Origin of the sequence: Paenibacillus sp. MMS18-CY102, assembly GCF_009789195.1 — a bacterium.
Lineage (GTDB): Bacteria > Bacillota > Bacilli > Paenibacillales > Paenibacillaceae > Paenibacillus_T.
In genome coordinates this window covers 130,299-151,273 of record NZ_WSTC01000010.1, presented here as the reverse complement: position 1 = coordinate 151,273, position 20,975 = coordinate 130,299, and the positions used below count along the sequence as shown (strand labels likewise).

The window sequence follows — 20,975 nt, the reverse complement described above, 5'->3', positions numbered from 1 at the left end:
CAGGGAGCCAGCTATCGAACCCTTGTTCATGCAGAGTGGAACCGCGACGAACACGCCTCTGCAGTCCTTGTGACTGCGGAGGCTTTTTTTTGTACAGGTAGCATGTTATTTAGTTAGAAGGCAATGCTGCAAACATGGGGAATAGCCCGCATAGGCTTGCGGATGAAATGAGGGGAAGCGGAGAGGGGGAGGCGGCATGTTTAGGCATATTCGCTCGGACATACAAGCGGTGTTTGACAACGACCCGGCAGCCCGCAGCAAGCTGGAGGTTGTGCTGACATATTCAGGTCTCCATGCGATCTGGGCGCACCGCGTTGCACACGGTTTTTATAAGCGGGGCTGGTTCGCGATTGCACGCGGTGTATCGCAAGTTAGCCGATTTATGACCGGTATTGAAATCCATCCGGGTGCCCGTATTGGCGACCGGTTATTTATAGACCATGGCATGGGTGTCGTTATAGGCGAAACCTGCGAGATTGGTGACGACGTTGTCATTTATCAAGGCGTTACGCTCGGCGGTACAGGCAAGGAAAAAGGAAAGCGGCATCCGACCATTGGCAACAATGTAGTGATCGCCTCAGGCGCTAAGGTGCTGGGTTCCTTCTCCGTAGGCGCCAATTCTAACATAGGCGCCAATTCCGTCGTTTTGCGGGCCGTTCCGGATAATAGCACAGTGGTTGGCATACCAGGGCGTATCGTTAAGCGGAATGGCGAACGGGTTGGCGACCGGCTTGACCATACGAAACTGCCGGACCCAGTCATTGAGATGTTTCGTACAATGCAGAAGGAAATTGCCGATCTTCGGCATGAAGTATATGAATTGAGGGCAGTAGCGGGAAAGTCCCGGGAGCCCGTACTCGAAGGAGAATCCGTCAAATGACTGTTTCCATTTATAATACGATGGCCCGTGCGCAGGAGGCTTTCAAGCCACAGCAGCCAGGCCAAGTCAAAATGTATGTGTGTGGCCCGACCGTATATGACTATATCCATATTGGCAATGCGCGGCCGGTTATCTTTTTCGATGTGGTGAGACGCTACTTAGAGGCCGTTGGCTATGATGTGAATTACATTGTCAACTTTACGGACGTCGACGACAAATTGATTCGCAAAGCAGAACAGCTGGGCACGACAGTACCAGAGGTAGCCAATACGTTTATCGCTGCTTTTAATGAAGATATTGAGGCGCTCGGCGTGCACAAAGCGACGCGTAATCCGCGAGTTACGGACCACATTCCGCTAATTGTTAGTTTTATTGAAGGCTTGGTAGATAAGGGATTTGCCTACGAGAGCGCAGGCGACGTCTATTTCCGCACCAACCATTTCGATGAATACGGCAAGCTGTCGAAACAAAATACGGATGAACTGCAGCTCGGCATTCGCATTGAGATCGATGAGCGCAAGCAGCATGCGCAAGATTTTGTGCTGTGGAAGTCGGCTAAGCCAGGCGAAATCTACTGGTCCAGCCCATGGGGCAACGGCCGGCCAGGCTGGCATATAGAATGCTCTGCGATGGCGCGCGAATATCTTGGCGATACGCTGGATATCCATGGCGGCGGACATGACCTTCAATTCCCGCATCATGAATGTGAGGTAGCGCAATCCGAGTCGTTGACGGGCAAACCGCTCGCGAACTATTGGATGCATAACGGATACGTTCACATTAATAACGAAAAAATGTCCAAATCGCTCGGAAACGGCATCACCGTTCGTGAAATGCTGAAGCGGACGAAGCCGCAGGCGATTCGTTATTTTGTTCTTGCTACGCATTACCGCAGCCCGGTGAACTTTAGTGACGATACGCTCGCGCAAGCGGAAAACAGTGTCGAGCGCATTGCGAACTGCGCAGGCAATTTGCTGCATCGGTTGTCTGTACTGGGGGCAAAGCCGATTGGTTCGCAGCAGTCGGCCATAGCTTCTGGCAATGCAGAATTGGATGCGAGATTATCAGCTATTGCAGCGCAATTCAATGCAAAAATGAACGATGACTTCAATACGCCGGATGCGATTACAGCATTGTTCGAGCTTGTATCGGAAGCTAACGGCACGATGCAACGCCAGGATGCTTCTGCATCTGAGCTTCAAGCGCTGCTTGCGTTTCTGGAGCAGTTTGACCGGACGCTCGGGCTGCTGCCGCGCGTGGCCGAAGCGGGAGAGATGCTGGATGAACAGATCGAGCAGTTGATCGTGGAACGTACGGAAGCACGCCAGGCCAAAAATTGGGCAAGGGCTGATGAGATTCGGGATTTGCTCGCAGCTGACAATATTGTATTGGAAGATACGCCGCAAGGCATTAAGTGGCGCCGCAAATGATGGGGCATTCAATTGGCGATACCCCATTGGATGCTCTTGACCTGTTGATTCATGAGCCATCGAAGCCAGCCCGGCTCATGAATCCAGTTGTTCTTGCTTATGCTGGCGATGCGGTGTTTGAGCTGCTAGTACGGCAGTATCTGATCTCCAAGCCGAACCATAAAATGCATGAATTGCATCGGGAAGCAACGAAGCGGGTTTCGGCCAAGGCGCAGCGGATTTCGTTGGAGAAGCTGGCGCCCTTGTTGACAGAGGAAGAAGCGGATGTCGTACGCAGAGGGCGGAATGCCAAGTCAGGCGCGCCGCCCAAAAATGCTGATCTGGCTGATTACCGCCAAGCGACTGCGCTCGAAACGTTGTTCGGCTATTTATATTATGAAAGACGCGGTGACCGGCTTCGCGAGCTCTTGGCCGTTATATTGGATGAACAGGGACCGCTCCGGTCCGAGGAGGATAAGGCATGAAATCACGGAACAATCCCTATAGGCAAGAACGCCAGCGCGAACGGAGTTCAGGCGGGAATCGCCAAACCGAGCAAGTGCGAGTTGACGAAACGGCAGCGGACAATGGAGAAGAAGTAATTGCGGGCAAGCATCCTGTACTGGAAGCGCTCCGGTCCGGCCGTGAAATTAATAAGATTTGGATCGCAGAAGGCGCGCAAAAGCATCTTACAGCACCCATCGTAGCGGAAGCCAAACAACATGGCATTATCGTGCAGTTTGCGGACAAGCGCAAGCTTGACAGCATGGCGGGGGAAGTTGCTCACCAAGGCGTAATCGCACAAGCGGCGGCTTATCGGTACTACGAAGTTGAAGAAATTCTTGCAGCGGCCAAAGCAAAAGGCGAAACGCCATTCTTGCTGCTCCTTGATGAGATCGAAGATCCGCACAACTTAGGTTCAATCCTGCGAACTGCGGAATGCACGGGTGTTCATGGCGTTATTATTCCGAAGCGCCGCTCTGTTGGATTAACAGCTACGGTGTCCAAAATTTCTGCTGGGGCAGCAGAGTATGTTCCAGTAGCGCGCGTGACTAACTTGGCACAGACGATTGAGTCGCTTAAGGAGCAAGGCGTATGGATCGCCGGAGCAGATGTCGCGGCAGAGCAAGATGTTTATCGCACGAAGTTTGATATGCCGCTCGGCCTTGTCATTGGCAATGAGAGCAAAGGAATGGGACGCCTCATTCGTGAAAAATGCGATTTTCTTATTAAGCTGCCGATGGCTGGCCAGCTTAACTCACTGAATGCATCCGTAGCTGCGGGCGTTCTTATGTATGAAGTGCTTCGCCAACGCAGGGGTATCTGACGATGAGCCGGAGGGGAGACGTCCTGCTGGTTGATGGCTACAACATGATTGGGGCTTGGCCGGCATTGCAGCGTCTTCGTGACCATGATCTTGAGGATGCCAGGGATGCATTGCTGGACATGCTTGCGGATTATCAAGGGTTTACGGGCATGCGCGTATACGTCGTGTTTGACGCTCATCAAGTTCCGGGGCTTGGTGCGAAGTATAAGCAGCATGAGATGGTCGTTGTGTATACGAAGGAAAAAGAAACAGCTGATGAATGCATTGAACGCTTAGTGGTTGATTTGACGTTGCGCGGGCGCAATATCTACGTAGCAACCTCTGATATGACAGAGCAGCATGTTGCGTTTGGCAAAGGGGCGCTGCGCTTATCGGCGCGAGAGCTGTTAATCGATATCGGGCAGAAGCAGAAACAAATTCAAGCAACATTAAAAGAGGTTGAAACACGCCCGATCAAACGAAATACGGTCGATGGATCGTTAACGTTAGATGTGCGTGCGAGACTCGAGAAGTGGCGTCGAGGGGATCTGTAAGCATTGCGTAACAAACGTGTAAAAGTAGGTAACATTAGGCAATTTGAATTCCACCATTTGCTTACATATCTACTATTTACTTAGTAGTTTTGGGCGGTCGTTTCGGTTGACGGTTCGAAGTTACATAATGTATACTAAATCTATGCTTGATAGAGTGCGAGTCGAGCAGTGCACGCCTTGCAGGCCGGAGGGATAGTTCGTGAGCATCGACCTCAGAGAAACGAGTACGGACGGATATGACTGCAGAACGGACGAAGATGTCGTTGAAGCGGTCCGCGAAGGCGATAGCGAAGCTTTAGAATATTTGATTTACAAGTATCGCAATTTCGTACGCGCGAAAGCCCGTTCTTATTTTCTTATCGGCGCCGACCGGGAGGATATCGTCCAGGAAGGCATGATAGGCCTTTATAAATCCATTCGTGATTTTAAAGGAGACAAGCTCTCATCGTTTAAAGCGTTTGCTGAATTGTGCATAACGAGGCAGATTATTACTGCGATTAAGACGGCGACCCGTCAGAAGCATATTCCGCTTAACTCATATGTTTCGTTAGACAAGCCGATCTATGATGAAGATTCCGACCGTACATTGCTAGATGTCATTTGCGGCACTCGCGTATCGGACCCGGAAGAGCTGATTATTAATCAAGAAGAATTCGTCGGATTAGAAGACAAGATGTCCGAGATATTGAGTGACTTGGAACGCAAAGTGCTTATGCTCTACTTGGACGGCCGTTCCTATCAGGAGATTGCAGTCGATTTGGATCGGCATGTGAAATCTATAGACAATGCCCTTCAACGCGTAAAGCGTAAGCTGGAACGTTACTTGGAAGTGCGTGATATCGGAGGATAAGGAATACGAATCACAAAGACTCGTGCAGCGAGTCTTTTTTATTTGGTGTAAGGTGCTGGAGTTAAGGCGTAGCCTGCTAGAATGAACCAAAGAACGGCGAATTATGCAAACGTGCAGATGAAATGTGTCTATTTTTCCGAAAATTGGCCATACTGCACGGAGGACACCCGATGTCGCTTGTTGTGCAGCAAAACGAGGAATGGCGCGGTTCTGCAGCTCGATTGCCAAAATATTTGTTGAATATATCGGCATTGACACGAAAAATGCAATGTGATAATCTGTTTGGGTAGGTCTAAAAATGCATTTTTCAACCTATTGGCTCAGGAATCAACTTTGATTCAACATAAAAGAGCAACACTAAGTACAGCTCAGGAGGTGTACTTCATGCGGGTAATCATTACGTTGGCTTGTACGAGCTGCAAACAAAGAAACTACACGAACAGCAAGAACAAGCGCAATCACCCCGACCGCATCGAGATGAAGAAGTTTTGCAAGTTCTGTAACGAGCATACTCCTCATCGCGAGACGAGATAGTCTATTGGAGGTGTGAACGTGGCTTTTTTGGCTAAGCTCAAGCAAGGCTTCGGAACAACGTTCAGTTTCTTCGCAGACAGTTGGGCGGAACTAAAGAAAGTAAGATGGCCGAGCCGTAAAGAGTTGACAAGCTATACGATTGTAGTGCTTGTAACTATTATTCTCGTAACCATTTATTTCTGGGTTCTTGACATCGGGATCTCTGAATTGGTTGAACTGGTTGTTTAAGAAGGGTCCGAAGGTGGATGGCTATGGAAAAACGATGGTATGTGGTGCATACCTATTCCGGGTATGAGAACAAAGTGAAGGCGAACCTAGAGCGCCGCGTTGAATCAATGGGCATGGAGGATAAGATCTTCCGCGTTCTTGTTCCTATGGAAGAAGAAGTGGTAAACAAGGATGGCAAGAAAAAAACCATCATGCGTAAAGTTTACCCTGGTTATGTTCTTGTGGAGATGGTTCAAACGGATGATTCTTGGTATGTCGTTCGCAACACGCCCGGCGTGACGGGCTTCGTCGGTTCGACGGGATCCGGTTCTAAGCCGACTCCTTTATTGCCTGAAGAAGTGGATCAGATTCTGAAACACATGGGCATGGAGGAACCGAAACCGAAGATCGAGTTCGAACTGAAAGAAACCGTCAATGTCAAAGTGGGTCCTTTTGCGGGTTTTGTTGGCACGATCGAAGAGATCTTGCTGGATAAAGCTAAGTTGAAGGTTCACGTCAACATGTTTGGCAGGGAAACCCCGCTTGAGCTGGATTACACTCAAGTGGAGAAGATATAACATCCGGTTTCCGGAATCGTCGGCGCCTCCGGCGAGGCGGAGTTTAACTTCGTGCATATGGGCATTACTGGTTTAAGGAGGTGTTAGCATGGCAAAGAAAGTCATCAAGATGGTGAAACTGCAAGTGCCAGCAGGTAAAGCGAACCCGGCTCCGCCGATCGGTCCTGCACTCGGTCAAGCAGGCGTTAACATCATGGCGTTCTGTAAAGAGTTCAACGCTCGTACAGCTGACCAAGCGGGCTTGATTATCCCGGTCGTTATCAGCGTATTCGAAGATCGTTCGTTCACGTTCGAGACGAAAACGCCGCCAGCTGCAGTACTGCTTCGCGTAGCCGCAGGTATCCCTAAAGGATCCGGTGAGCCTAACAAGAAGAAAGTTGCAACAGTGAAACGTGCCAAAGTTCGCGAAATCGCTGAGCAAAAAATGGAAGATCTGAATGCAGCATCCGTGGAAGCGGCAATGCGCATGGTTGAAGGTACGGCGCGCAGCATGGGCGTTGTTATCGAAGACTAATCCAACTCGATAATTGAGTTGCGTTCGTTCCGGAAACGGGAGGACGGCGCGGATGGCAGCGTCATCGGCGTGAAAGTGGGAGGATCATCCGCAAGGAGGATATTCCGCTACTACCACACAAGGAGGTTATACTCATGGCTAAACACGGTAAGAAATATATCGAAGCTGCTAAGCTTATCGACAGCGAAGCAACTTACGAAACAGCAGAAGCAATCGAGCTCGTGAAGAAAGCCGCTTCGGCTAAATTCGACGAAACGGTTGAGGTTGCGGTACGTCTGGGTGTTGACCCACGTAAACAAGACCAAGCGGTTCGCGGTGTAGTTGTCCTGCCACACGGCACGGGTAAAACGAAACGCGTACTCGTATTCGCTAAAGGCGAAAAAGCAAAGGAAGCGGAAGCTGCCGGCGCTGATTATGTTGGTGATTCCGACGTAATCAACAAAATCCAACAAGGTTGGTTCGACTTCGATGTCTGCGTAGCTACGCCTGACATGATGGCTGAAGTCGGTAAACTCGGTCGTATTCTCGGTGGTAAAGGCCTCATGCCTAACCCTAAAGCCGGCACGGTAACGTTCGACGTTTCCAAAGCTGTGCAAGAGATTAAGGCTGGTAAAATCGAGTACCGTCTCGATCGTGCAGGACAAATTCTTGCTCCGATCGGCAAAGTATCGTTCGACGCTGAGAAACTCTCTGAGAACCTCAAATCGTTGATCGATGCGCTTAACCGTGCTAAACCAGCATCGGCTAAAGGCGTGTACCTGAAAAACATCGCGATTTCCTCGACGATGGGCCCTGGCGCTCGCGTTAACGTGGCTTCGTACCGCTAAGAGGCAACGCATCAATTTCGAATACGCATACCGTAGACAGTAGGTGCCTAAGGGCTTAATTTCCTACCGAGGTGTTATGATACAGTGTTTGCATCTTACATTCGCAAGAATGGTAAGCTGACAGACCATCATGGCCTTCGCATTGTCTGCGAAGGCCTTTCTCATGCATCAAGGGACGGGAAACGTAATTGAACGGAATGTGCAATAATGTACGGGAGGTGTACAAAGTGGCAAACGCAAAAATTATTCAAGATAAACAACTCGCAGTTGATGAAATCGCAGCAAAGCTCCGTGCGAGCTCCTCTACGGTTGTAGCTGACTACCGCGGATTGAACGTTGCACAAGTAACGGAACTCCGTAAGCAATTGCGTGAAGCTGGCATCGAGTTCCAAGTCCTCAAAAACTCACTCGTTCGCCGTGCTACTGCTTCTGCAGAATTGTCAGAACTGGACGCTGTTCTTACGGGTCCAACTGCAATCGCATTTGGTGGCGACGACATCGTTGCTCCAGCAAAAATTCTTAGCAACTTCGCTAAGAAAAACGACGCGCTGCAAGTTAAAGGTGGCGTAGTTGAAGGTCGCGTTGTTGGTGTTGACCAAATCAAAGCGTTGGCGGATCTTCCGTCCCGCGAAGGTATGCTGTCGATGCTCCTCAGCGTGCTCCAAGCACCAGTTCGCAACTTCGCACTCGCTGTCAAAGCGGTTTCGGAGAAACAAGAAGCACAAGCTTAATAATTCGCCGCACTGGCTGAAGCCAGCGGTTTAGATTAACAATAAACTTATTTTATGGAGGTTCAACCATGTCTAAAGAGCAAATCTTGGAAGCAATTAAAGTAATGACAGTTCTCGAACTGAACGATCTGGTAAAAGCAATCGAAGAAGAATTCGGCGTAACAGCTGCAGCTCCAGTTGCAGTAGTAGCTGGCGGCGCTGCTGAAGCTGCTGAGCAAACTGAATTCGACGTAATCCTCAACAACGCTGGCGCGTCCAAAATCAACGTTATCAAAGTCGTTCGCGAAATCACAGGTCTTGGCCTGAAAGAAGCGAAAGAAGTTGTTGACAACGCTCCAAAAGCACTGAAAGAGAAAGTTTCGAAAGAAGAAGCTGAATCGATCAAAGCTAAACTCGAAGAAGCAGGCGCTTCCGTAGAAGTAAAATAATCTCATTTACGAGATGTCGAACCCCTTGGAGCTTCACGGCTTCAAGGGGTTCGTTCCTATTTTTGCTGCTGAAGAGCTGTAAGGAGTGAAATTAGTGTCGAATCACTATTACTCGAAAGTGCCTGAAGTTCAGCATGACCGTAAAACGCTCGAGTTTGAATTGCGGGGCGTACGTTTGAAGTTCACTACAGATGCTGGGGTGTTCTCTAAATCTGGAGTTGATTTTGGAAGCCGCGTGCTTATTGATGCGTTAGACATACCTGTTGATGCAAAGGTATTAGATGTAGGCTGTGGATATGGCCCGATTGGATTATCAGCAGCAAAGTTAGCGGAGAAGGGCCATGTGACGATGATCGACATTAACGAGCGTGCTGTCGCATTGGCTGCAGAAAATGGGAAGCTCAATGGAATCGGCAACATTACCGTGTTGCAAAGTGATATTTATTCATCGGTTCGCGACAAACGCTTTGATGTAATTGTAACAAATCCTCCGATACGTGCAGGGAAGTCGGTCGTTCACCAAATTTTTGAAGAAGGCTACGATTTGTTGAACCCCGGAGGGGCAATGTGGATCGTCATTCAGAAGAAGCAGGGAGCTCCCTCGGCAGAAGCGAAACTTTTGGAACTCTTCGGCAATGTTGAGGAAGTAACCAAAGAAAAAGGATATCGCATTTTCAAAGCAATCCGAGAAGGTTCGGAAAAAGTGTAACTATTTATTGACTTGACATTTCAGATGTGATATTATTATAAAATGTCAGTATTAGACTGGGCTAATTCTCTTTAGCTCACTAAAATGTCAAGAACAAAATTCGGGCGCGTCATGCATAGAAATACGACATTTGACGTATAATGTTTACGTTTTGGGCAAAATTACTTGATATAGGACTTTTGCTTTGTCGCGACTCGTCGTTAGCGGGTTGGTTGCTCGTGTATCGACATGAATGTTCGAGAAGAGCCTTTTCTTTACGAGATAAGAAAGCGATCCAATAGAAGACCGCCTCCTTATCTCGCAAGGAAAAGCACCGCCCGTTCCTCTCTCGGGAGGATCGTTTGGAGTTGTTGTTCACAAAGATTCAAAGCCGCCGGGCGAAGCCGGGTCCGCTAAGAGGGACCACGGCTTCGCTTGGCGGGCTGAAAACTTCCTCTAATACGCAGATCGCACACTACTAAGCTGTGCATCCGCCGCGGAAGTTTTTATTGTTTTACGATACGTAAGCTGTGAAGCAGACATGAGGGGTGAGGTTAAGTTGGCAGGACAACTTGTTCAGTATGGTCGACGCACGCGGAGAAGTTATGCGCGCATTAATGAAGTGCTCGAAGTTCCGAACCTGATTGAAATCCAACAAAAGTCGTACGAGAAGTTCTTGGATACTGACTTGCTAGAGTTGTTCCAGGACATTTCGCCGATTCAGGACTTTACAGGAAATCTGTCACTCGAGTTTATCGACTATAGTCTCGGCGAGCCGAAGTACTCGGTCGATGAATCTAAAGAGCGCGACGTTACGTTTGCTGCTCCGCTGCGCGTGAAAGTGCGTCTCCTTAATAAGGAAACGGGCGAAGTTAAGGAACAAGAAGTGTTCATGGGCGATTTCCCGCTTATGACCGAGACGGGCACGTTCATCATCAATGGTGCAGAACGGGTTATCGTCAGCCAGTTGGTCCGCTCCCCGAGCGTCTATTTCAGCACGAAAGTTGACAAGAACGGAAAACGTACCTATACGGCTACGGTTATTCCGAACCGCGGCGCGTGGCTGGAGCTTGAGACGGATGCAAAGGATATTATTTATGTCCGGATCGATCGTACGCGTAAAATACCGGTAACGGTATTGCTCAGAGCACTTGGATTCAGCACGGATGCTGAAATCTTGGACTTGCTTGGACAAGATGAATATATCCGTAATACGCTGGACAAGGACAATACGGATTCGACGGAAAAAGCACTCATTGAAATTTATGAGCGCCTTCGTCCGGGTGAACCACCAACTTTGGATAACGCGAAGAGCTTGCTAGTTGCACGTTTCTTCGATCCAAAACGATATGACCTAGCAAACGTTGGTCGTTACAAGATCAACAAAAAGCTGCATATCAAAAACCGTTTATTCAACCAACGATTGGCGGAAACGCTTGTTGACCCTGCGACCGGCGAAATTATCGCTGAGGCAGGACAATTAATCGACCGTCGTCTTTTGGATGAAATATTGCCGCGTTTGGAAAGCAATGTTGGCTTTAAAACTTACCATGTAGCCAATGGTGTCCTTAATGCAGATAGTATTCCGCTTCAAGCGATTAACGTATTCTCGCCGCTCGAAGATGGTAAAGTGACGAAGATTGTATCGAACGGTATTATCGACAAAACGGTGAAGCATATTACGCCGGCTGATATTATCTCCTCGATCAACTATTTCATCAACTTGCTGCATGGCATTGGCAACACTGACGATATCGACCACTTGGGTAACCGCCGCCTGCGTTCCGTTGGCGAGCTGCTGCAGAACCAATTCCGTATCGGCTTGTCCCGTATGGAGCGTGTCGTGCGTGAGCGGATGTCCATTCAGGATGCGAATGCAATTACGCCGCAAGCGTTGATTAACATCCGTCCTGTAATTGCGTCAATCAAAGAGTTCTTTGGCTCTTCACAGCTCTCGCAGTTTATGGACCAGACGAACCCATTGGCAGAGTTGACGCATAAGCGCCGTCTCTCCGCGCTCGGGCCAGGCGGCCTGACGCGTGAACGCGCAGGCTTCGAGGTTCGTGACGTACATCCATCCCACTATGGGCGGATGTGCCCGATCGAGACGCCAGAGGGACCGAACATCGGTTTGATCAACTCCTTGTCTACATTTGCCCGGATTAACGAATATGGATTCATTGAAGCGCCATATCGTTGGGTTGATCCGAAGACGGGAATCGTTTCTGAGCAAATTGATTATATGACGGCCGATGAAGAAGACAACTATGTAGTTGCACAGGCGAACGCTAAGCTTACGCCAGAAGGCAGCTTCGCAGAGGATGTCGTTCTCGTTCGTTACAATAAGCAGAGAGACAACATCCTGACGATGCCAAGCGACCGTGTAGATTACATGGACGTTTCGCCGAAGCAGGTAGTGTCTGTAGCAACAGCGCTCATTCCGTTCCTCGAGAACGATGACTCCAACCGTGCGCTCATGGGATCCAACATGCAACGTCAGGCAGTTCCACTGCTTATTCCTAAAGCACCGCTTGTCGGTACAGGAATGGAGCATAAATCGGCCAAAGATTCCGGTGTATGTATCGTTTCCAAGTATGATGGCGTCATCGAACGCGTTTCAGCGAATGAGATCTGGCTGCGCCGTATTGAAATGCTCGACGGCAAGCAAGTTACTGGCGATCTTGTGAAGCACAAACTGCATAAGTTTATGCGTTCTAACCAAGGCACTTGCATTAACCAGCGCCCACTTGTTAACAAAGGGGACATTATCCGCAAAGGCGATATCATGGCGGATGGCCCTTCGACTGAACAAGGCGAATTGGCGCTTGGACGTAATGTCGTCGTTGCCTTCATGACGTGGGAAGGTTACAACTACGAGGATGCTATCCTCTTGAGTGAAAAGCTTGTGAAAGAAGACGTGTACACGTCCATTCACATTGAAGAATATGAGTCCGAAGCTCGTGATACGAAGCTTGGGCCAGAGGAAATCACACGCGACATCCCGAACGTTGGCGAAGAAGCGTTGAAAAACCTCGACGAGCGCGGCATTATTCGCGTTGGTGCCGAGATTAGTGCTGGCGACATCCTCGTTGGCAAAGTTACGCCGAAAGGTGTAACGGAGTTGACTGCGGAAGAGCGTTTGCTGCACGCAATCTTTGGTGAAAAAGCACGTGAAGTACGCGATACGAGCTTGCGTGTACCGCATGGTACCGACGGCATCGTTGTTGACGTTAAAGTGTTCACGCGTGAGAATGGTGACGAATTGCCACCTGGCGTGAATCAACTGGTACGTGCATATATCGCCCAAAAACGGAAAATTTCCGAGGGTGATAAAATGGCAGGGCGCCACGGTAACAAAGGGGTTATCGCGCGCATTATGCCAGAAGAGGATATGCCATTCCTGCCGGACGGCACACCTGTTGAAGTTGTATTGAACCCACTGGGCGTACCTTCGCGGATGAACATCGGCCAGGTACTCGAGGTTCACCTTGGCTTGGCGTGCAAACGTCTTGGCATTCATGCTGCGACACCGGTATTTGATGGTGCGCGTGAGTATGACGTATTTAACGCCATGGAAGAAGCAGGCATGCAGCGTAACGGCAAGACGGTACTGTATGACGGCCGCACGGGCGAAGAGTTCGAACGTGAAGTTACGGTCGGCGTCATGTACATGATCAAACTCGCGCACATGGTTGACGATAAAATTCATGCACGTTCGACAGGTCCATACTCGCTCGTTACGCAACAGCCGCTGGGTGGTAAAGCTCAGTTCGGTGGACAGCGCTTCGGTGAGATGGAAGTATGGGCACTCGAAGCATACGGCGCGGCCTACACGCTGCAAGAGATCTTGACGGTCAAATCCGATGATGTTGTCGGGCGCGTTAAGACGTATGAGTCGATCGTGAAGGGTGAGAACGTACCGGAACCTGGTGTTCCTGAGTCGTTCAAAGTATTGATCAAAGAGCTCCAGAGCCTTGGCATGGACGTTAAAATATTGTCGGAGGACGAAGAAGAAATCGAGCTTCGTGAATCAGACGATGATGAAGACGGTGCGGGTGACAAGCTGAACTTAAATTTAGAAGGCTCAGAAGCTAGCGCCGAATAAGCGATACTTGACGAAGGAGGGTTGCTCCTTGTTGGACGTGAACAACTTCGAATACATGAAGATCGGGTTGGCATCTCCCGATAAAATTCGATCGTGGTCCCGCGGAGAAGTCAAAAAACCGGAAACGATCAACTACAGGACGTTGAAACCGGAGAAGGAAGGGCTCTTCTGCGAGAAGATATTTGGGCCGACGAAGGACTGGGAATGTCATTGCGGTAAATATAAACGCGTTCGTTATAAAGGCGTTGTCTGCGATCGTTGCGGCGTCGAAGTAACGCGTTCCAAAGTACGCCGTGAGCGGATGGGCCATATTGAGCTCGCCGCTCCGGTATCCCACATTTGGTACTTCAAAGGGATTCCTAGCCGGATGGGCTTGGCGCTTGATATGTCGCCACGCTCTCTGGAAGAGATCATTTACTTTGCATCCTATGTCGTAACGGATCCGGGCGAAACGCCTCTCGAGAAGAAACAGCTTCTTTCCGAGAAAGAATATCGCAGCTACCGTGAGAAGTACGGCTACGGCTTCCAAGCCGGCATGGGCGCAGAGGCGGTTAAGAAGCTTCTGCAAGATATCGATCTTGAGAAAGAACTCGATACGCTGAAGGAAGATCTCCGCACGGCACAAGGCCAACGCCGTAACCGTGCGATTAAACGCCTTGAAGTCATCGAAGCATTCAAGAGCTCGGGCAACCGCCCAGACTGGATGATTCTCGACGTGCTCCCGGTTATTCCTCCGGAGCTTCGTCCAATGGTACAGCTCGATGGCGGCCGTTTTGCAACGTCTGACCTTAACGATCTGTATCGCCGGGTTATTAACCGGAACAACCGTCTGAAGCGCCTTCTCGACCTAGGTGCGCCAGATATTATCGTTCAGAACGAAAAACGGATGCTTCAAGAGGCAGTCGATGCTTTGATTGACAATGGCCGTCGCGGCCGTCCCGTAACGGGACCGGGCAACCGTCCATTGAAATCGCTCAGCCACATGCTGAAGGGTAAGCAAGGGCGTTTCCGTCAAAACTTGCTCGGTAAGCGTGTTGACTACTCCGGCCGTTCCGTTATCGTTGTCGGACCATATCTGAAAATGTACCAATGTGGTCTCCCTAAAGATATGGCACTTGAGCTGTTCAAGCCTTTCGTTATGAAAGAGCTTGTCAACAAGGGCCTTGCCCATAACATTAAGAGTGCGAAACGTAAAGTTGAACGCGTAAGCGCAGAGGTATGGGATGTTCTCGAGGAAGTTATTAAGGAGCACCCGGTTCTATTGAACCGTGCCCCGACGCTTCACCGACTTGGCATCCAGGCGTTTGAGCCAATCTTGGTTGAAGGCAAAGCGATTCGACTTCATCCACTCGTTTGTACGGCATATAACGCCGACTTCGACGGTGACCAAATGGCTGTTCACGTACCTTTGTCTGCTGAAGCACAAGCAGAAGCCCGTTTGCTCATGCTTGCGTCTGGTAACATCTTGAACCCGAAAGACGGCAAGCCAGTAGTAACGCCGTCCCAGGATATGGTTCTCGGAAGTTACTATCTGACATTCGACGACAAAGACTCTAAAGGCAGCGGAATCGTGTTTGCATCAGTTAACGAAGCTGTGTCCGCGTACCAACGTGGCGCTGCTGCCCTGCATGCTCGCGTATTCATTCCAGCACGTGTGCTCGGCAAAGTATCGTTTACGGAGAAACAACAGAGCGGCTTGCTGTCTACAACGGTTGGCAAAATCATTTTCAATGAGATTTTCCCGGCTACGTTCCCTTACATTAACGAAGCTACCAAAGCGAACCTTCTGCATGGGACGCCGGAAAAATACTTCATCTATGAAAAGGGCGCAGACCTGCATGAAATTAAAGAGACTCTCCCGATTGCTCCGGCGGTTGGCAAAGAGTATCTCGGCAATATCATTGCAGAGTGCTTCCGGATCTACGAGACGACCAAAACGTCGGTTATTCTTGACCAGATCAAGAAACTCGGCTTTACGTACTCGACTCGTGCAGGCATTACTGTAGCGGTAGCTGACGTAACTGTACCTGTTGAGAAAGATCAAATCATGCAAGAGTCCGATGAGAAGGTTAAGATCGTTACAAATCAATACCGTCGGGGCTTGATCACGAACGAAGAGCGTTATGACCGCGTAATTGAGATTTGGGGCAAAGCGAAAGACCAAGTGACGGACGCACTCATGAAATCGATGGACCGCTTTAACTCCATCATGCTCATGGTTGATTCCAAAGCACGGGGTAACAAATCGCAGATTACCCAGCTCGGCGGCATGCGTGGCCTGATGGCAACACCATCAGGACGTATCTTCGAGATTCCAATTAAATCGAACTTCCGTGACGGGCTATCCGTCCTCGAGTACTTCATCTCGACGCACGGAGCGCGTAAAGGTTTGGCCGATACAGCACTTCGTACAGCGGACTCGGGTTACTTGACCCGCCGTCTCGTTGACGTAGCGCAGGACGTTATCGTTCGCGAAGATGATTGCGGTACGGATAAAGGATTTACTGTTGCTCAAATTCGTGACGGCAAAGAAGTTATCGAGGATCTGTATGACCGTATCGAAGGCCGTTATTGCTTCGAGACTGTTCGCCATCCAGAGACGAGAGAAATCATTGCTCGCCGCAATGAGCTGATTGACTCGAATAAAGCCGAAGAGATCGTTGAAGCAGGCGTTCAGAAGCTGCAGATTCGTTCCGTGCTTAGCTGCCGTGCCCGTCATGGCGTCTGCAAAATGTGCTATGGCCGCAACTTGGCGACTGGCAAATTTGTAGAGATCGGCGAAGCAGTCGGCATTATCGCAGCACAATCGATCGGTGAGCCAGGAACACAGCTGACGATGCGTACATTCCACACCGGCGGCGTTGCCGGCGACGATATTACGCAAGGTTTGCCGCGTATCCAGGAGCTCTTCGAGGCTCGTAACCCGAAAGGTCAAGCTACGATCAGTGAGATCGACGGGGTAGTGAAAGAAGTTCGCGACGGCAAAGACCGCCGTGAAATTGAAGTCCAAGGCGAAGCTGAGACCAAAACGTATCTCGTGCCGTATGGATCACGCCTGCGCGTAAGCGAAGGCGCTAAGATCGATGCTGGTGACGAACTGACGGATGGCTCGATCGACCCTAAAGAAATGCTGCGCATCAAAGGCATCCGTGGCGTACAGAACTACATCTTGCAAGAAGTTCAACGCGTTTACCGGAACCAGGGCGTAGAAATCAATGATAAGCACGTTGAGGTTATGATCAAGCAGATGCTTCGTAAAATCCGTATCGTTGATGCGGGCGACACGACACTTCTGCCTGGTTCATTCGTCGACATTCATGAATATGAAGCGGCTAACCGCACGGCAATTCTTGCAGGGCTTGAGCCTGCAGTTGCCAAGCCGGTATTGCTCGGTATTACCAAAGCATCCCTTGAGACGGATTCGTTCCTCTCGGCTGCATCGTTCCAAGAGACGACACGTGTTCTTACAGACGCAGCAATTAAGGGTAAAGTCGACCAGTTGCTCGGCCTGAAAGAGAATGTCATCATCGGCAAACTCATTCCGGCAGGCACAGGCATGACTCGCTACCGGAGCATCCGCTTTGCGGGACTGGAAGATGAGATTATCGAAGGCGAAGGTTCAGCAGAAAGCGAATCTGTAGCGATCGAGTCTTAAGATCCGGAAGCCGTGGGCCATGTTGGGCACGTTTGTGCTCGGCATGGTTCATGGGTTCCATTTCTTTTGAGTAGCCATGATTTACAATAAATTAATGAACAATTATTCAAGTGTTTTTCCTTGACATGAATAGGCGTCAGATGCTAATATGTCGTAGTGTGCCTGTTCGTGTGATCCCTGTCCGGTTGGACGAAGAGGGGTGATTGCATGCAGTACAAGATCGGCACGAAGCAAACGACGAAGATGGTAGAGCTTCGCAAAGCCGTACTCGTCTATGTTGCCCAAGATGCAGATTCGCGTATGACGGATCGTATTGTCCAATTATGCGAGGATTATGAGGTCGAGGTTGTTTGGGTCAAGAACATGCAACTCCTAGGGGAAACCTGCGGGATTGATGTCGGGGCCGCCATGGCAGCCGTCGTGCCAGATATTTCGGAAGACGAATAGAGAATCGTTGTTTTTGTCGGCAGTTTATTAAGATAGACGGGCTGACAGAAATTTTTCTTTGCTTCTTTATGAATCGCCTGGATCTGTGGGCTTAACTATTTCGGGTAAGATTATATGCTTTACAATTAAAGGAAGGGGGTGGCAACATGCCAACAATTAACCAGCTGGTCCGTAAAGGCCGTCAAGCGAAAGTCGTGAAATCGAAATCGCCTGCTCTGCAAAAAGGTTTCAACGCCCTGAAACGTGAAGCAACGAACATCAGCGCTCCACAAAAGCGCGGTGTCTGCACTCGTGTAGGTACGATGACTCCGAAAAAACCGAACTCCGCACTCCGGAAATATGCCCGTGTACGTCTGACGAACAAAGTCGAGGTAACGGCTTACATCCCAGGTATCGGTCACAACTTGCAAGAGCACAGCGTTGTTTTGATTCGCGGTGGTCGTGTAAAAGACCTTCCGGGTGTACGTTATCACATCGTTCGCGGTGCTCTTGATACTGCAGGTGTTAACAACCGGAAACAAGCTCGTTCCAAATACGGTACGAAGCGTGCAAAAGTTAAAAAATAATAATCGGATTAGCGTAATTGCATAATTCGACTATATCGAGACACTATTAAAGAAAGGGGGACATCCTCATGCCACGTAAAGGTCCTGTAACGAAACGTGATGTACTGCCGGATCCGGTTTACAATAGCAAACTGGTAACGCGTCTCATCAACCGTATTATGATCGACGGCAAGCGCGGTGTTGCTCAAACATTGCTGTATGATGCATTCAAACTTATCCAAGAACGTTCGGGTAAAGAACCAATGGAAGTGTTTGAAGCTGCAATCAAAAACATTATGCCAGTCCTTGAAGTTAAAGCTCGCCGCGTAGGCGGTTCCAACTATCAAGTTCCGATCGAAGTGAAACCGGAGCGTCGTACGTCGCTTGGTCTCCGTTGGCTCGTGAACTACTCACGTAACCGCGGTGAGAAAACGATGGTAGAACGTCTGGCTGCTGAAATTCTGGATGCATCGAACAACACTGGTGCAGCAGTTAAGAAGCGCGAAGACACGCACAAAATGGCTGAAGCGAACAAAGCGTTCGCACACTACCGCTGGTAGGATTCACATTCGTATAATCGGAAGGAGACATAATCATGGCAAGAGAGTTCTCCTTGAAAAATACGCGTAACATCGGGATCATGGCGCATATTGATGCGGGTAAAACGACTACCACTGAACGGATCCTGTTCTACACAGGCCGTACCCACAAAATCGGCGAGGTGCACGAAGGTGCAGCTACGATGGACTGGATGGAGCAAGAGCAGGAGCGCGGCATCACGATTACGTCCGCTGCTACGACAGCTCAATGGGATGGTCACCGCATCAATATTATCGACACCCCAGGGCACGTTGACTTCACAGTTGAAGTTGAACGTTCCCTGCGCGTATTGGACGGGGCTGTAGGTGTTTTCAGTGCGAAAGAAGGCGTTGAGCCTCAGTCCGAAACCGTATGGCGCCAGGCTGACCGCTATGGCGTTCCGCGGATCGCATACGTAAACAAAATGGACATCATCGGTGCAGACTTCCTCAATGTTGTAAAAGACATGCGTGAGCGCCTGCAAGCGAATGCCGTTGCGATTCAACTTCCAATTGGTGCTGAGAACGACTTCCTCGGCATGATTGACATCGTTGAGCGCAAAGCTTACAAATACAAAGATGACCTCGGCAAAGAGCCAGAAGTTATCGAAATTCCTGCGGAACTGGCTGAACAAGTCGAAGAGCTTCGTATGGAACTGGTCGAGAAAGTTGTAGAACTTGACGAAGAACTGACGATGAAGTACCTCGAAGGTGAAGAAATCACGATCGAGGAACTGAAAGCTACGCTCCGTAAGGGCGTTTGCGAAGTTAAGATCTTCCCTGTTATCTGCGGTTCCTCGTACCGTAACAAAGGCGTTCAGCTTATGCTCGACGCGGTTGTTGACTACCTGCCTGCTCCAATCGACGTTCCTGACATCAAGGGTACCCTTGAAGACGGCACGGAGACGACGCGCAAGTCGGCTGACGACCAACCGTTCTCGGCGCTGGCGTTCAAAATCATGACTGACCCTTATGTCGGTAAACTGACGTTCTTCCGCGTATATTCCGGTGTATTGAGCTCCGGTTCGTACGTTGTGAATGCAACGAAAGGCAAACGTGAGCGCGTTGGCCGTATCCTTCAGATGCATGCTAACAGCCGCCAAGAGATCACTGAAGTTTACTCCGGTGACATCGCGGCTGCTGTAGGCCTGAAAGACACGACGACTGGCGACACGCTTTGCGACGAAAAGAACCCGGTAATCCTTGAGTCGATGAACTTCCCGGATCCAGTTATCCAGCTCGCGGTTGAGCCTAAAACGAAGGCTGACCAAGACAAAATGGGTATCGCGCTTCAGAAGCTTGCTGAAGAAGATCCAACGTTCCGCGCTCATACGGACGAAGAGACTGGACAAACGATCATCGCGGGCATGGGCGAGCTCCACTTGGAGATCCTCGTAGACCGTATGCTTCGTGAGTTTAAAGTCGAAACGAACGTAGGCGCACCTCAGGTAGCTTACCGTGAGACTTTCAAAGCTGCAGCTAAGGTAGAAGGTAAGTTCGTTCGCCAATCCGGCGGCCGTGGCCAATTTGGTCATTGCTGGGTTGAGTTCGAACCACAAGAGCCAGGCGCAGGCTTCACGTTCGAGAATAAAGTCGTTGGTGGCGCTATTCCACGTGAATTTATCGGTCCAATCCAAGCGGGTATCGAAGAGTCGATGAAAAACGGCGTTATCGCTGGTTTCCCACTCGTTGATATTAAAGCAACGGTTGTCGATGGATCGTACCATGACGTCGACTCCTCGGAGATGGCGTTCAAAATCGCTGGATCGATGGCGCTTAAAGCGGCTAAAGAAAAATGTAGCCCAGTGCTTCTCGAGCCAATCATGAAAGTCGAAGTTTCCGTACCGGAAGAATACATGGGTGACGTAATGGGCATGCTCAGCTCCCGTCGCGGCCGCATCGAAGGTTCCGATACGAAACACGGCTCCCTGATCGTTCGTGCGAAGGTACCTCTTGCAGAAATGTTCGGTTACTCGACGGTTCTCCGTTCGGGTACGCAAGGACGCGGAGTATTCTCCATGGAGCTGTCCCACTACGAGGAAGTTCCTAAGTCGATCTCCGAAGCAATTATCGCGAAAAACAAAGGCGCTTAAGCCTGACGTTCTAAGGGTAATGGCTTTAAGATAAGGTTTACTCGGT

Annotated in this window: 20 protein-coding genes and 1 other annotated feature; all 20 genes read left to right on the top strand. The window is 49.8% G+C overall.

The window, feature by feature from the left end; all coding sequences use genetic code 11:
* The first annotated feature begins 196 nt into the window (after positions 1 to 196).
* The 20 genes from cysE (at position 197) to fusA (ending at position 20,929) form a co-directional block, all read left to right on the top strand.
* Positions 197 to 880, top strand: a complete 684-nt coding sequence (gene cysE / locus GON22_RS09480) for a serine O-acetyltransferase (protein WP_160395857.1) — start codon at positions 197 to 199, stop codon at positions 878 to 880.
* Positions 877 to 2,310 carry a cysteine--tRNA ligase gene (cysS, locus tag GON22_RS09475; RefSeq protein WP_160395856.1) on the top strand — a complete coding sequence of 478 codons (1,434 nt, stop codon included), beginning with the start codon at positions 877 to 879 and terminating at the stop codon, positions 2,308 to 2,310. Before cysE ends, cysS begins: the two co-directional genes overlap by 4 nt.
* Positions 2,307 to 2,774: a Mini-ribonuclease 3 gene (locus GON22_RS09470; RefSeq protein ID WP_237179089.1), complete on the top strand. Its 468-nt coding sequence runs from the start codon at positions 2,307 to 2,309 to the stop codon at positions 2,772 to 2,774. The genes cysS and GON22_RS09470 overlap by 4 nt, the downstream gene beginning before the upstream one ends.
* Positions 2,771 to 3,616, top strand: a complete 846-nt coding sequence (gene rlmB, locus GON22_RS09465; RefSeq protein ID WP_202113172.1) for a 23S rRNA (guanosine(2251)-2'-O)-methyltransferase RlmB — start codon at positions 2,771 to 2,773, stop codon at positions 3,614 to 3,616. Before GON22_RS09470 ends, rlmB begins: the two co-directional genes overlap by 4 nt.
* A 2-nt stretch (positions 3,617 to 3,618) precedes the next feature.
* Entirely contained in the window at positions 3,619 to 4,149 is a 531-nt protein-coding gene (locus tag GON22_RS09460; RefSeq protein ID WP_160395855.1) for an NYN domain-containing protein, read from the top strand.
* Positions 4,150 to 4,348: 199 nt separating this feature from the next.
* The gene (gene sigH, locus GON22_RS09455; RefSeq protein WP_160395854.1) at positions 4,349 to 4,999 is read left to right on the top strand and encodes an RNA polymerase sporulation sigma factor SigH; all 651 of its coding nucleotides are present in this window, start codon (positions 4,349 to 4,351) and stop codon (positions 4,997 to 4,999) included.
* A gap of 384 nt (positions 5,000 to 5,383) precedes the next feature.
* Positions 5,384 to 5,533: a 50S ribosomal protein L33 gene (gene rpmG / locus GON22_RS09450; RefSeq protein WP_006037965.1), complete on the top strand. Its 150-nt coding sequence runs from the start codon at positions 5,384 to 5,386 to the stop codon at positions 5,531 to 5,533.
* Positions 5,534 to 5,551: 18 nt separating this feature from the next.
* Positions 5,552 to 5,761: a preprotein translocase subunit SecE gene (secE, locus tag GON22_RS09445; protein ID WP_006037964.1), complete on the top strand. Its 210-nt coding sequence runs from the start codon at positions 5,552 to 5,554 to the stop codon at positions 5,759 to 5,761.
* Positions 5,762 to 5,784: 23 nt separating this feature from the next.
* Complete coding sequence (gene nusG / locus GON22_RS09440; protein ID WP_160395853.1) at positions 5,785 to 6,318, top strand: transcription termination/antitermination protein NusG; 534 nt, start codon at positions 5,785 to 5,787, stop codon at positions 6,316 to 6,318.
* 88 nt (positions 6,319 to 6,406) lie between these two features.
* Positions 6,407 to 6,832 carry a 50S ribosomal protein L11 gene (gene rplK, locus GON22_RS09435; RefSeq protein WP_006037962.1) on the top strand — a complete coding sequence of 142 codons (426 nt, stop codon included), beginning with the start codon at positions 6,407 to 6,409 and terminating at the stop codon, positions 6,830 to 6,832.
* Positions 6,833 to 6,966: 134 nt separating this feature from the next.
* Positions 6,967 to 7,659, top strand: coding sequence for a 50S ribosomal protein L1 (gene rplA, locus GON22_RS09430; protein WP_160395852.1), 693 nt, complete (start codon positions 6,967 to 6,969; stop codon positions 7,657 to 7,659).
* Between the two features lie 12 nt (positions 7,660 to 7,671).
* Positions 7,672 to 7,831, top strand: a sequence feature (ribosomal protein L10 leader region).
* Positions 7,832 to 7,886: 55 nt separating this feature from the next.
* Entirely contained in the window at positions 7,887 to 8,390 is a 504-nt protein-coding gene (gene rplJ, locus GON22_RS09425; protein WP_160395851.1) for a 50S ribosomal protein L10, read from the top strand.
* A 68-nt stretch (positions 8,391 to 8,458) separates the two neighbouring features.
* Complete coding sequence (gene rplL / locus GON22_RS09420) at positions 8,459 to 8,818, top strand: 50S ribosomal protein L7/L12 (RefSeq protein ID WP_160395850.1); 360 nt, start codon at positions 8,459 to 8,461, stop codon at positions 8,816 to 8,818.
* Between the two features lie 94 nt (positions 8,819 to 8,912).
* The gene (locus GON22_RS09415) at positions 8,913 to 9,527 is read left to right on the top strand and encodes a methyltransferase (protein WP_160395849.1); all 615 of its coding nucleotides are present in this window, start codon (positions 8,913 to 8,915) and stop codon (positions 9,525 to 9,527) included.
* 520 nt (positions 9,528 to 10,047) lie between these two features.
* Positions 10,048 to 13,611 (top strand): DNA-directed RNA polymerase subunit beta, encoded by a 3,564-nt coding sequence (gene rpoB / locus GON22_RS09410; RefSeq protein WP_202113171.1) that lies wholly within the window; start codon positions 10,048 to 10,050, stop codon positions 13,609 to 13,611.
* Between the two features lie 28 nt (positions 13,612 to 13,639).
* Positions 13,640 to 17,266: a DNA-directed RNA polymerase subunit beta' gene (gene rpoC, locus GON22_RS09405; protein ID WP_160395847.1), complete on the top strand. Its 3,627-nt coding sequence runs from the start codon at positions 13,640 to 13,642 to the stop codon at positions 17,264 to 17,266.
* A gap of 207 nt (positions 17,267 to 17,473) precedes the next feature.
* Entirely contained in the window at positions 17,474 to 17,713 is a 240-nt protein-coding gene (locus GON22_RS09400) for a L7Ae/L30e/S12e/Gadd45 family ribosomal protein (RefSeq protein WP_160395846.1), read from the top strand.
* A gap of 146 nt (positions 17,714 to 17,859) precedes the next feature.
* Positions 17,860 to 18,279 (top strand): 30S ribosomal protein S12, encoded by a 420-nt coding sequence (gene rpsL / locus GON22_RS09395; RefSeq protein ID WP_006037954.1) that lies wholly within the window; start codon positions 17,860 to 17,862, stop codon positions 18,277 to 18,279.
* A gap of 68 nt (positions 18,280 to 18,347) precedes the next feature.
* A complete protein-coding gene (gene rpsG, locus GON22_RS09390; protein ID WP_006037953.1) occupies positions 18,348 to 18,818 on the top strand; it encodes a 30S ribosomal protein S7 in 471 nt (156 codons plus the stop codon).
* Positions 18,819 to 18,853: 35 nt separating this feature from the next.
* A complete protein-coding gene (fusA, locus tag GON22_RS09385) occupies positions 18,854 to 20,929 on the top strand; it encodes an elongation factor G (RefSeq protein WP_160395845.1) in 2,076 nt (691 codons plus the stop codon).
* Positions 20,930 to 20,975: the final 46 nt, after the last annotated feature.

What these genes read in the sequence shown, in the direction of transcription:
- nusG (WP_160395853.1), top strand. Translation starts at nt 5,785, where the DNA reads ATGGAAAAACGATGGTATGTGGTGCATACCTATTCCGGGTATGAGAAC.
- rpoB (WP_202113171.1), top strand. Translation starts at nt 10,048, where the DNA reads ATGAGGGGTGAGGTTAAGTTGGCAGGACAACTTGTTCAGTATGGTCGA.
- rpsL (WP_006037954.1), top strand. Translation starts at nt 17,860, where the DNA reads ATGCCAACAATTAACCAGCTGGTCCGTAAAGGCCGTCAAGCGAAAGTC.
- rplA (WP_160395852.1), top strand. Translation starts at nt 6,967, where the DNA reads ATGGCTAAACACGGTAAGAAATATATCGAAGCTGCTAAGCTTATCGAC.
- fusA (WP_160395845.1), top strand. Translation starts at nt 18,854, where the DNA reads ATGGCAAGAGAGTTCTCCTTGAAAAATACGCGTAACATCGGGATCATG.
- GON22_RS09460 (WP_160395855.1), top strand. Translation starts at nt 3,619, where the DNA reads ATGAGCCGGAGGGGAGACGTCCTGCTGGTTGATGGCTACAACATGATT.
- GON22_RS09400 (WP_160395846.1), top strand. Translation starts at nt 17,474, where the DNA reads ATGCAGTACAAGATCGGCACGAAGCAAACGACGAAGATGGTAGAGCTT.
- rplK (WP_006037962.1), top strand. Translation starts at nt 6,407, where the DNA reads ATGGCAAAGAAAGTCATCAAGATGGTGAAACTGCAAGTGCCAGCAGGT.
- rplL (WP_160395850.1), top strand. Translation starts at nt 8,459, where the DNA reads ATGTCTAAAGAGCAAATCTTGGAAGCAATTAAAGTAATGACAGTTCTC.
- rlmB (WP_202113172.1), top strand. Translation starts at nt 2,771, where the DNA reads ATGAAATCACGGAACAATCCCTATAGGCAAGAACGCCAGCGCGAACGG.
- cysS (WP_160395856.1), top strand. Translation starts at nt 877, where the DNA reads ATGACTGTTTCCATTTATAATACGATGGCCCGTGCGCAGGAGGCTTTC.
- rpmG (WP_006037965.1), top strand. Translation starts at nt 5,384, where the DNA reads ATGCGGGTAATCATTACGTTGGCTTGTACGAGCTGCAAACAAAGAAAC.
- rpsG (WP_006037953.1), top strand. Translation starts at nt 18,348, where the DNA reads ATGCCACGTAAAGGTCCTGTAACGAAACGTGATGTACTGCCGGATCCG.
- cysE (WP_160395857.1), top strand. Translation starts at nt 197, where the DNA reads ATGTTTAGGCATATTCGCTCGGACATACAAGCGGTGTTTGACAACGAC.
- GON22_RS09470 (WP_237179089.1), top strand. Translation starts at nt 2,307, where the DNA reads ATGATGGGGCATTCAATTGGCGATACCCCATTGGATGCTCTTGACCTG.